General features: G+C 71.7%; 9 protein-coding genes. 3 read left to right on the forward strand and 6 right to left on the reverse strand.

The genetic code is table 11. From position 1 onward, the window contains the following. Positions 1-4: 4 nt before the first annotated feature. The 4 genes from O2L01_RS00215 to O2L01_RS00230 all read right to left on the reverse strand — a co-directional run bounded on the left by O2L01_RS00215 (position 5) and on the right by O2L01_RS00230 (position 3,473). Positions 5-814 (reverse strand): ABC transporter ATP-binding protein, encoded by an 810-nt coding sequence (locus O2L01_RS00215; protein WP_270119341.1) that lies wholly within the window; start codon positions 812-814, stop codon positions 5-7. Further along, the gene (locus tag O2L01_RS00220) at positions 811-2,043 is read right to left on the reverse strand and encodes a FecCD family ABC transporter permease (protein WP_270119342.1); all 1,233 of its coding nucleotides are present in this window, start codon (positions 2,041-2,043) and stop codon (positions 811-813) included. The genes O2L01_RS00215 and O2L01_RS00220 overlap by 4 nt, the downstream gene beginning before the upstream one ends. Then, entirely contained in the window at positions 2,040-3,065 is a 1,026-nt protein-coding gene (locus tag O2L01_RS00225) for a FecCD family ABC transporter permease (RefSeq protein WP_270119344.1), read from the reverse strand. Before O2L01_RS00225 ends, O2L01_RS00220 begins: the two co-directional genes overlap by 4 nt. Before the next feature lie 105 nt (positions 3,066-3,170). After that, the gene (locus O2L01_RS00230; RefSeq protein ID WP_270119345.1) at positions 3,171-3,473 is read right to left on the reverse strand and encodes a hypothetical protein; all 303 of its coding nucleotides are present in this window, start codon (positions 3,471-3,473) and stop codon (positions 3,171-3,173) included. A gap of 154 nt (positions 3,474-3,627) precedes the next feature. On the opposite strand from O2L01_RS00230, the gene O2L01_RS00235 reads away from it, so the two are divergent. From O2L01_RS00235 to O2L01_RS00245, 3 genes are all read left to right on the forward strand, one after another. After that, positions 3,628-5,307, forward strand: a complete 1,680-nt coding sequence (locus O2L01_RS00235; protein ID WP_270119346.1) for an ABC transporter transmembrane domain-containing protein — start codon at positions 3,628-3,630, stop codon at positions 5,305-5,307. Beyond that, complete coding sequence (locus O2L01_RS00240; protein ID WP_270119347.1) at positions 5,304-6,980, forward strand: ABC transporter ATP-binding protein; 1,677 nt, start codon at positions 5,304-5,306, stop codon at positions 6,978-6,980. Before O2L01_RS00235 ends, O2L01_RS00240 begins: the two co-directional genes overlap by 4 nt. A 103-nt stretch (positions 6,981-7,083) precedes the next feature. Continuing rightward, positions 7,084-7,713, forward strand: coding sequence for a hypothetical protein (locus O2L01_RS00245; protein ID WP_270119348.1), 630 nt, complete (start codon positions 7,084-7,086; stop codon positions 7,711-7,713). 1,353 nt (positions 7,714-9,066) lie between these two features. Here O2L01_RS00245 and O2L01_RS00250 read toward each other — a convergent pair. Beyond that, positions 9,067-10,263, reverse strand: coding sequence for a serpin family protein (locus O2L01_RS00250; RefSeq protein ID WP_270119349.1), 1,197 nt, complete (start codon positions 10,261-10,263; stop codon positions 9,067-9,069). Between the two features lie 60 nt (positions 10,264-10,323). Next, positions 10,324-11,505: a serpin family protein gene (locus O2L01_RS00255; RefSeq protein WP_270119351.1), complete on the reverse strand. Its 1,182-nt coding sequence runs from the start codon at positions 11,503-11,505 to the stop codon at positions 10,324-10,326. Between the last annotated feature and the right edge of the window lie 3 nt (positions 11,506-11,508).

Below are 11,508 nucleotides of genomic sequence, written 5' to 3' on the forward strand. Positions count from 1 at the left end.
AGGATCAGGGGCGGCGGTGCCGGGCGCTCGCGCGCGGAACCACCAGCGGGGTGCCGGTCTCGGGATCGGGGACGACGCGGCAGGGGACGCCGAAGACGTCTTCGACGAGCTCGGCGGTGAGCACGTCGGCGGGCGGTCCGACCGCGGCGGGGGCGCCGTCGCGCATGACCACGAGGTGGTCGGCGTAGCGGGCGGCCTGGCCGAGGTCGTGGAGGACCATCACGACGGTGCGGTCCGCAGTGGCGTTGAGTTCGGAGACGAGGTCGAGCACGTCGAGCTGGTGGCGCAGGTCGAGGAAGGTCGTCGGTTCGTCGAGCAGGAGCAGCGGCGTGTCCTGGGCGAGGGCGAGCGCGATCCAGGCGCGCTGGCGCTGGCCGCCGGAAAGGTGGTCGACGGGGAGGTCGCGGAGTGCGGCGGTGCCGGTGCGCACCAAGGCGGTCTCGACGGCGGCGCTGTCGGCTGCGGACCAGGGGCGCAGGGCGCGCTGGTGGGGGTAGCGGCCGAGGCGGACGAGCGCTTCGACGCTGATGCCTTCGGGCGCGACGGGCTGCTGCGGGAGGAGGCCGAGGCGGCGGGCGAGGGCGCGGGCGCTCATGCGGTGGACGTCGTCGCCGTCGATGGCCACCGTGCCGGCTGCGGGGGCGATGAGGCGGGCGAGGCCGCGCAGGAGGGTGGACTTGCCGCAGGCGTTGGGTCCGACGATGGCGGTGACGCGGCCGCCGGGGAGGGTGAGGTCGAGGTCCGCGACGATGGTGTGGCGGCCGTAGCCGATGCGGAGGTTCTCGGCGGTGATGGCGTTGGGGGCGTTCGTCATCGGGCGGTCCTCGGGTCGGGTCGGTTCTGGCGGGCCATGAGCGCGAGCAGGAACGGCGCGCCGAGAGTGGCGGTGACGACGCCGACGGGCAGGCCGTCGAGCGGCAGGGCGTGCTGGGCGACGAGGTCGGCGGTGAGGAGCAGGAGTGCTCCGGCGAGGGCGTTCAGGGCGAGGGTGCCGGGGGTCGGGGGTCCGGCGAGGCGGTGGACGAGGTGCGGGACGGCGAGCGCGACGAAGCCGACGGGGCCGGTGAGCGCGACCGCGAGCGAGGCGAGGACGACGGCGACCGCGAGGAGTTGGAGGCGGGCGGGGCCGGGCCGGACGCCGAGGGCGCCGGCGGCGTCGTCGCCGAGGTCGAGGACGGCGGCGCGGCGGTGGAGCGCGAACGCTGCTGTGAGGGCGGCGGTCATGGTGACCGCGCCGATGATCGTCTCGTTCCAGTTGCGGCCGTAGAGGGAGCCGGTGGTCCAGTGCAGCGCGGAGGAGGCGAGCTCGGCGGGGAAGCGGACGATGAAGAGGTTCACAGCGGCGGTGAGGCCGGCCTGGACGGCGAGGCCGACGAGGACGAGGCGGGTCGGGCTGATGCCGCCTTTCAGTCTCGGCGCTGCTTGCGAGCCGTCAATTTGCACTGCGAGGAGCCCGAGAACGGTTGCGGCGCAGAGGCCTCCGCCGAGAGCGGCGACCGGGGTGAGCGGCGCGGCGAGGCCGAGGGCCACGGCGGCGGTCGCGCCGAGGGACGCGCCGCCGGTGATGCCGACGACGTCGGGGCTGGCGAGCGGGTTGCGGGCCACGCGCTGCAGGACCGCGCCGGCGACGGCGAGCCCGGCTCCGGCGATCACCGCGCTGAGGACGCGCGGGGTGCGGAAGCGGCCCACGAGGAGCACGTCGCCGCGATCGCCGGTGCCGAAGAACAGCGCGTTGAGGGCGCGAGCGGGGCTGAGGTCGTTCTCGCCCAGGCAGATCCCGGCGAGCATCGCGGCGGCGAGGAGCGCGAGCCCGGCGAGGGCGAGGAGCGCGACGCGGCGGCGCTGGCGGGCGATGGCGCTGACGCGGTGCACGGGAGCGGTTGCGTGGCCGGACCTTGCCGTGTTCGGCGCGAGTGCGGCGGGCGAAGTCCGAGGGCGGGCGAGCGGGCGCGATCCGATCGGCGAGGGCCGTCGGTGCGGCTTCGTTCGCTCCGCGGCGGCGTCAGCGGGTTCGACGTCGGATTCGGGCCGGGTCTCGCTCATCGGGCGGCCTTCCTGGCGAGGACGGCGAGGAGGGGCGCGCCGAGGAAGGCGGTGATGATGCCGACTTCGATCTCGGTGGGGCGCAGGAGCATCCGGCCGAGGACGTCGGCGGCGAGCAGGAGGACCGGGCCGCCGATGAGGCAGCCGGGCAGGAGGAGGCGGTGGTCGGGGCCGATGACGGCGCGCACGAGGTGGGGCGCGGCGAGGCCGATGAAGGCGATGGGTCCGGCGACGGCGACGGCGGAGGCGGCGAGGAGGACCACGGCGACGCCGCCGAGGAGCCGGGTGCGGGCGACGGGGACGCCGAGGGCGGCGGCGGTCTCGTCCCCGAGGCTGAGGGCGTTCAGTGCGGGGGCGACGAAGAACGCGAGGAGCGCACCGGCGAGGAGCGGGGCGGCGACCGGGGCGAGCATGTCGAGGCCGCGGCTCGCGAGCGAGCCGACGAGCCAGAAGCGGGCCTCGTCGAGGGTCTGCTCAGAGGTGAGGAGGACCGCGGAGGTCCAGGCGGCGAGGACCGAGGCGAGGACGGTGCCGCTGAGCGCCAAGCGGACCGGGTCGAGGTCCCCCGCGCCGCGGGCTAGGGCGAAGACCGCGACGGCCGCGAGCGCGGCTCCGGCGAGGGCGAAGGGCAGGAACTCGGCGGGGCGGGTGAGGCCGAGAAGGTGGATGGCGGTGACGACGGCCAGTGCCGCGCCGGCGTTGACGCCGAGGGTGGTGGGCGAGGCGAGGGGGTTGCGGGTGACGCCTTGGCAGACGGCGCCTGCGAGGCCGAGGGCGGCGCCCACGACGAGGCCGATCACGGTGCGGGGCAGGCGGATGCCGGTGACGGCGAGGGCGTCGCGGCTCGTGTCGTGGCCGAGGAGGGCGTCGACGACGGTGGGGAGGGGCACGGGGCGGGTGCCGAGGGCGAGGCTGAGGGCGACGCAGACGGCAAGGGCCGCAAGGCCGACGGCGAGCACCGCCGTGGCTCGCGCCGGGGTGCGGCGGCGGGTCGCGGCGGTGGTCGGGAGGGCGTCGGGCACGGGAGCAGATTAGGTAAGGCATACCTAATGGCTAGCGCGCACTACTGGGGAACGTGTCCCTCCGCACAGGAACTTGAAATTTCAAGTCAACCGGGTTATGCGGGGTCAGTCGTGCCAGCGGCGGCCGAAGCCCGAGAAGAGCCCGCCGATCGCCAGGTAGACCAGGGCCGCGATGCCGTAGTTCACGACGGCGCGGACCTTCGGGTCCTCGATGCCGGTGAACATGTCGCGGAACAGCCAGGAGAACCAGTTGGCGAGATCGGCCATGAAGTTCACCAGCGGGTTGTGCGGGTTGGCCTCGAGGAGGACGAATCCCAAGTGCAGCAGGATGATCAGCGCGATCGCGCCGAACACCGCGGTGATGACGTGCACGATGAGAGGGTTGTAGCGCGTGACGACGTGTGCCATGTCGGCTCCGTTCACTCAGTTGTCCGTCGTTCTTGGACACCCGGGTTCCCCGCTCGCAAGCGGCGCAAACGGGACCGTCCGGAACTGGCACAGCCGGGAATGCGACAGTTTAAGCGGTTTCTGGAAAACCGGTCGGCCGGTAAGCTTGGGACCCATGCCCTCCAGACCAAGGCCGCCGGAGACGGCACGGCCGCACACCCCGCTGCGCTTCCTCGCCGATCTCGCCCGCCGCCACGCCGGCCGCATCGCGCTGGGATCGCTGTTCTACCTCATCGCGGGCAGCGCCTCGATGGGCGGACTGTGGATGCTCAGCCGGATCATCGACGACGGACTCATCGCCCGCGACGGCCGCGCCCTCGCACTCTGGTTGGGGCTCATGGCCCTCGCGGTCACGGCGCAGGCCTCGTTCTGGGTGCTCGGCTTCCGGCAGTTCAACACCGCGGACGCCTCGAGCCAGCGGATCATCGTGCGGCGCCTCGCCGACCACCTCAACGAGGCCGGGACCGGCGTGCGCGGCCGCGTCTCCGCCGGCGAGCTGGTGAACCTGCCCAGCGAGGACATGCGCAAGGCGGCGCACACGGTCACCGAGCTCGGGTTCCTCGTCAACAACCTCGCCATGTTCCTCATCGGCGCGATCCTGGTGTGGACGATCCATCCGCTCCTGGGCGGCATCGTGATCGCCGGGAGCGTCGTCACCGGCCTCGTCGCCGGGCCGCTTCTCAAGAGCCTCCAACGGCGCCAGTCGGACTACCGGGACATGGTCGGCGGGCTCACCGCGCAGGCGGCCGACATCGTCGGCGGGCTGCGGGTCCTGCGCGGCATCGGCGGGGACCTGCTGTTCACCGCGCGGTACCGGGAGCAGTCGACCGCACTGCGCGAACGCGGGTACGCGGTGGCGAACTCCAGCTCGTGGATCCACGCGCTGCGCAACTCGATCCCCATCGTCTTCGTCGCCGTCATCACCTGGGCCGGCGCGCTCCTCGCCGTGGACGGCTCGCTCAGCATCGGCGGCCTCGCCTCCGCGTTCAGCTTCGCGACCATCTTCATCGCGATCTCCGGCAACTTCATCATCTCCGCGAACTACCTGGTGGCGAGCTGGGTCGCGGCCGGACGCCTCACCCGCTTCCTCGCCGTCTCGACCGATGTGGACGACCAGGGGACGCTGCGAAGCGGCGGCGGCGAGCTCACCGACCCCGACTCCGGCCTCACGGTGCCCGACACCGGGCTCACCGTCCTCGTCACCGCCGAGACCGCCCCCGCGGCCGAAGCCTGCGAGCGCCTCGCCCGGTACCGGGACTCCGAGGCGATCTGGGGCGCGAAACCACTGGAGGCGTACGCCCTCGCGGAGGTCCGCGAACGGATCATGCTCCTCACCGACGAGGACTACCTCTTCGAAGCCTCACTCGGAGAGACGCTGCGGGTCGGGCCCGATGCGGCCTCGGCCGCGATCGAGACCGCCTGCGCCGCAGACGTGTACACGGGCCTCGGCGCCTCCTTCGACGGGCGCATCGCCGAAGGCGGACGCAACCTCTCGGGCGGACAGCGCCAGCGACTCCGCCTCGCCCGCGCCCTCGCCGCCGAACCGCAGACCCTCCTCGCGGTCGAACCGACCTCGGCCGTGGACTCCCACACCGAATCGCTCATCGCCACCCGCGTGGCCTCCGCCCGCGCGTCGCAGTCGACGCTGGTGGTGACCGCGTCGCCGCTGTGGCTCGTCCACGCCGACCGCGTCGTGTGGATGGTCGAGGGCAAAGTGCACGCCACCGGCACGCACGCCGAACTCCTGGCCGAACCCGCATACCGCAAGCTCGCGTCCCACGAGGAGTCCGCATGAGCGCCACCGACACCCGCGCGCGCCTGCCGATCGCGAACCCCGCGCAGGTCCGGCGGGCCTTCCTCGACCTGCTCGCCGCCGACAAGGGACCGGCCGCGCAGGTCCTCGTCATGTACACGCTCGCGGCCGGATTCAGCGTCGCCATCCCCGTCCTGCTCGGACGCGTGGTCGACGGGATCGGCGCGGGCTGGGGCGCGGCCGACGTCAACCTCGTGTGCGGCGTCATCCTCGGGTGCGTGGCCCTCCAGTTCGTGCTCAGCCGCCTCGGCCGGCTCGCCGGATACCGCTTCGGCGAACGCGCCGCGGCACGCCTGCGCGAGGACGTCGTGGCCCGCGTGCTCGGGCTGCCGCTCGACCGCGTCGAACAGGCCGGCCGCGGCGACCTCGGCACCCGCACGGCCGCCGACGTCAACATCGTCGCGGACCTCCTGCGCGACAACGGACCCACGATCGTCACCTCCCTCATCGAGGTGCTGGTGCTGTACATCGCGCTGTTCGTGGTCGACCCGCTGCTGGGCCTCGTCGCGCTCCTGACCCTGCCGCCGCTGCTGCTCGCGGCGCGCCGGTACCTCCGGCAGGCGAACCGGGTGTTCACCCAGCAGCGCGCGGCCATGAGCGAAGCCGCCGAGACGCTCGCCGCCTCCGGGAGCGGGGCACGCACCGTCGCCGCGCTCGCCATGCAGGAGGAGCGGCGCGGACTCGGCTACGCGCGCGCCGAGACCCTGTTCGGACGCTTCAAGCGGCTCATTCGGCTGCAGGTCGAGTTCTTCTTCTTCCTGCTCTGGTTCAACCGGATCCAGTTGCTACTCACCGTGGTCGCCGCCGCGTTCTGGTACTTCCAAGGCGCCCTGAGCATCGGCACGGCCGTCGCCGCGATCACCGTCGTCGTGCGCATCGCCAACCCCACCAACGGGGTCATGATCCACCTCAGCGACTTCCAGCAGGGAGCGGCCGCGCTGGCGCGCATCGCGGGCGTGCGGCTCGTCGAATCGCCCTCCCGCGAAGCCGTCCCGGACGGCAACGACCTGCGACTCGACGCCGTCACCTTCGGGTACGGCGACGGACCTGACGTGCTCCACGGGCTGAGTCTGCACCCGCGCGAAAGCGAACGACTGGTCGTGGTCGGGCCCTCGGGCGCCGGGAAGTCGACCATCGCGCGGCTGCTCGCCGGGATCGACCGGCCGCGGACCGGGACGGCCACACTCGGCGGCGTCCCGGTGTGCGACATCGCCGTCGAGAACCTGCGGCGCCGGGTCGTGCTCGTGACCCAGGAGCACTACGTCTTCACCGCCACGCTGCGAGAGAACCTGATCCTCGCCGCCCCGGACGCCGACGACGCGCGGCTGGTCGACGCGCTGCGGCGCGTCGACGCGGGCTGGGCCGTCGCGGCCGGGCTCGACGCCATGCTCGGACCCGAGCACCGCCAGCTCACCACGGCAGAGGCCCAGCAGATCGCGCTCGCGCGCGTCGTCATCGCCGACCCGCCGATCGTCATCCTCGACGAGGCCACGGCCGGGATCGACCCGGCGAGCGCGGGCAATGTGGAGGTCGCGCTGGCGGCCGCCCTCGCGGGCCGCACTGTCATCGCCATCGCGCACCAGTTGCAGGCGGCGGCCTCGGCGCCGGATCGCGGTGGTCGAGGACGGTCGCATCGTCGAGCAGGGCCCGCATGACGCGCTCCTCGCGGCGGGCGGGGTGTACGCGGGCCTCTGGCACGCCTGGCAGGGCGACTGATTCGGGTTGCCCGGCGGCGATGTCGGGCGTTAGGGTCCGAGGATGTCGAGAACCCTTGTCACCGGCGCCGATGTCCAACGCGCCGTAGCGATCACCGCCGAGGCGTTGCGTCCTGCACCGGCTGAGTCCTGGGAGGCGCAGGCCGGGCCGATGGAGTGCTCGTGCTGGGACGCCTTGGAGCACTTGAACAACGGCGTCTTCTCGTACGCGCTGCGGCTCGCGCCGCCCGTGCCGTACCTGGAGGGGCGGCCGACGATCTTGTGGGACCGGCCGGGCGCGCTGGCGCGACCGCTCGTGACGGACCGGGAGGCCGGGCCGGAGGCGGCGATCGAGGTGCTGCTCATGGTCGGAGGCCTGGTGGCGGCGGTGGTCGACAGTAAGCCGGCGACGGCGCGATCCTGGCACATCTGGGGCACCGCCGACCCGGAGGGCTTCGCGGCGATGGGTGTGGTTGAGACCTTGGCACATGCCTTCGACCTCACGCAGGGGCTGCGGATCGAGTTCGAGGCCCCGGCGGATCTGGTGGCTCCGGCGCTGGCGCGGCTGTTTCCCGAGGCGCCCGCGGACACTGACCCTTGGCCGACGCTGCTTTGGGCCACGGGACGCGGTGAGCTCGAGGGGTTCGGGAGGCGGGGACCGGATTGGACTTGGCACGCCGCGCCGATTGAGTAGCAGCGGCGGCGGGTGGTCGATCGGTTCTGCTTCAAGCGATCAGCGACGGTGGGGTGGGTTGGGGGTTCCATTCCGGGTGGCGGGTTTGGTGTGGGCGGCGGGCGACACACCCGACCGCGGGGGCCGGGCGTCGGCTTTTCCCTTGGGGCGCAGGTGGACTGGGGCGGAACGTGAGGGTCTTGTACCCCTGTGGGTGATGACAGCCGGGTGCTGTTCGAGGGATGATTGATGTACGCACAGGGATACGGAAAACGTACAGGTGTCGAGTAGGTGCAAGCAGACTACGCCAAGCCTCTGGCCGAAACGCAAACCAGACCGATTCCGAGCCTCGTCAGCTCAATCTCTTCGTGCTATCGGGTTCCACAGCGGACCACGGCCCTTTCAAAGGGGGCGTGCTGGGTGGGAGATCGTTGGTCGGGATCACCTCGACCGCGGCAGTGTCCAGAACGAGGCACACATGAGTAAGACCCGCTGTTGCGAATGGCAATGCCAGATCGGGCATTAGAGGACCCGACTCGGCACAGCCGCCCGCACGGCAAGAACATCTCCCGCACGCGCACCTGCTTGGTGCGCAAGGGAGGCACCACCACTGTCCAGGCGCGGCTATGCGTTCAGGAGGCAGCCAAAGGGTCTGGCCTTCAAGACGGGCAACCGCAACTGCAGGACGGGAGTATGCCCATGCAGGAAGCGAAAGGAGCGAAAGCCCCAGGGAGCGAATCGGATGCCTGCGAGGGCAGACACGGATGCAGGCACGGAACGACAGTGTGCCGGGGCTGGTGCGAGTAGGACAGGGAAGTCGAAGGACCTCCCCGAGTCAGGCATCAGACGCTGGAGCGAGAGCGCGAAACTCAGGATGGAGGCGGCAGGAGATGACGAGGCTTGACGATGGCCTGGACGAGCCGTACTCGCGGCGTTTGGGAGTTACAGCTCAAATCGTAACTGCGCCTGGGAGTCCGACCCGTTGGTGGAACGGACCGCGAAAGCCCGCCCGGCGATCAGCGCCGGATCCAGGGCCCGCCTGGCACTTACGACCGGCCGGCCTCGGCGGCAAGCCCGGGATCATCGCCCGCCACTCCGTCGCCGAGCGGTTGAAGCTGACCGCAATACGGACCCGGCCTCGGCCGTCGGACCACAAGTCGACTCCCGGCCGCTCCGTCGCTGAGCGGTTGAAGTCGGCCCTGACGCGGACCCGGACACGGCGGTCCAACCTTGGCCGGATCCCACCGATCCCGTCGCGGACAGGGCGAAGCGGGCCGCGATACGGGCACGGCTACGGCCGTCGAACCACGGGTCGGCCCCCGCCGGGTCTCCGACTTCACTCCATCAGTTGATCCAGCGCTTCGCTGCCGTTGGCTATGCGAGTTCGGGGCGGTCGACCCATCCGGCGATCAGGATCAGGCCGGAGGGGCGGTGGCGGGCGAGGTAGGCGAAGGGGCGGTCGAAGCGGACCGAGGTTCGTACGTGGCGGTGCTGCGGTTTCACGAAGCCGGCGGCGCGGGTCATGGCGATGGCGGTTACTGCGGCGGCTTCGAAGCCGGTGGCACTGAAGGTCGCTGTGGCGGTCTGCTTTGCCTGGCTCACGTAGACCGGTTCGGCGGCAAGGCGATCGAACTGGGCACGATCCTCGTCGGAGGCGATGACAAGGCCGAGGGCGGGTGCGTCCTCGCTCAGGTCGATGTCGCTGTCGAGGTTGAACCGGACCGTTTGGACGTCGATTTCGGGGCCGGTCTGCGGTTGCGTGGATCTGGTCTCGGTGACTTCGACGCCGACGGCCCGCTCCCCCACTGCGAGTTCGGTGGAAGAGCGGCCCCAGGAAGGGTCGGTCGAGGCGCCGATCAGGCTGTCCATGACCGCTTGCGGCCCAAGGTCTTCGCGGCCCAGGGCCAGGAGCACGTCGATGTCGCCGTCGCCCGGGACGGTGAGCACCGAGGCGTCGTCGCTGATTCGGAGGAGATCGTCCCGGAGGGTCGCGGTGAGGGCCCGGCAGCGGCCGAGGCTGGACCAGGGGCCCTGTTTGAACACGCGGCCGGAGTCTTGGAAGGGGGTGGCCCAGGTGGTGCGTACTGAGAGTGCGCTGGCGAGGACGAGGTCGATCGGCTGGCCGAAGTCGAGCGGCATGTGGTCGATGAGGCCGTCGGTGTTCCGGCTGGCCCACTCGTCAAGGGCCGCTTTGTCTGCGGCGGCGTCGCCGGTGAGTGATCCGACTGCGTCGGTGGGCAGGTTCGCCGCCCATTCGGGGTCGAGGGTGACTCGGGAGCCGGCCCAGACGGCGAGGGCGAGTCTGATCGCCGAAGTCGAGCGGGCCGCTTGCAGCAGTCCGGCCGGGATCACGGCTGCCTGGTCGTCGTCGATGCCTGCGGCGGTGAGCAGTTCGTCGCGGGTCTCGCCGACGGCTCCGGTCGCCAGCGCGGCCAGGAGCGGCCAGATGCCGAGCCCTGAGGCGACGGCCGGAAGCGAAGGCCGCGAGGCGAACCACCGCCGGGTGAGTTCGTTCGCCGCCGCGACCTCGGCCGGTGTCAGCGCTGATTGCAGTGTCGTCTCGGTGCCCATCTCCCGCATGCTAGCGGGCCGGGGCCGCACCCTTCATCGGATCGGCGGCTCGGCCGCGCGCTACTCCCCCGGTTCGTTGACCCATCCGGCGATGAGGATGAGGCCGGAGGGGCGGTGTCGGGCGAGGTAGGCGAAGGGGCGGTCGAAGGTGACCGTCGCGCGGCGGTGCTTGTGGAGCGGCTGCGGGGCGGAGCCCATCCAGTCGATGCCGAACGCGGTCACGGCTGCGGCCTCGAAGCCGGTGGCGCTGAAGACCGCCATGCAGGACTGCTTCGCCTGGCTGACGTAGAGGCGTTGGGCCGCAAGGCGGTCGAACTGGGCGAACTCGTCGTCGGAGGCCAGTTCGAGGCCGAGGGAGGCGGCGTCTTCGAGGAGGTCGAGGTCGTTGGCGAGATTGAAGGCGGGCACGACCGCGCTCGTCTCGGGCGTGGTCTGCGGGGTGGGGCCTTCGTATTCGAAGAAGGTGACGCCGATCGACGGCATGTCCGAGGTGAGTTCGCTGACGGGGCGGCCCCAGCCTGAGTCTGCGGCGGCGTCGATGAGGGTGGACATGACGTCCTGCGCGGGCGTCTCCTCGCGTCCGAGTGCGAGCAGGACGTCGATGTCGTCGTCGCCTTGCACGGTGAGCACGGCGGCGTCGCTGCCGACTCGCAGGACCTCCTCGGAATAGGCGGCGGCGAGGATCTTGCCTCGGCCTTGCCAAGGGCCGCTGTGGAAGGGCGCGCGTTCGTCGAACGCCGTGCGCCATTTGGTGCGGACCGAGAGGGCGCTGGCGAGGAGCAGTTCGATCGACTCGTCGACGTCGATGGGCATCCGCTCGATGAGGCCGCCGGTGTTCCGGGAGGCCCATTCGTCGAGGACGGGCCGGTCGACGTCCGGGTCGCCGGTCAGGGTGCCGATGGCGTCGACCGGCAGGCCTTCGACCCATTCGGGGTCGAAGGTGACCCGTGGTCCGGCCCAGGCCGCCAGCGCGAGGTTGAGGGCGGGGGCGGATCGGACGGCGTCCAGGAGGGCGGTCGGGATGTCGGCGGCCTGGCCGATGTCGATGCCGGCCGCGTCAAGCAGCTCTTCGAGGGTGGCCTCGACCGCGCCGGTCGCGAGGACGGCCAGCAGCGGCCAGATGCCGAGCCCGGAAGCGACCGCCGGGACCTCGGCGCGGCCGGTGAGCCAGCGGCGGGTCAGTTCGTTGGCGGCGCGGATCTCTTCGGCGTTGAGCGCGTCTTGAAGGGTGGTCTGCTCCATGCC

The sequence above is a fragment of the Glycomyces lechevalierae genome (genome assembly GCF_027622945.1).
GTDB lineage: Bacteria > Actinomycetota > Actinomycetes > Mycobacteriales > Micromonosporaceae > Glycomyces > Glycomyces rutgersensis.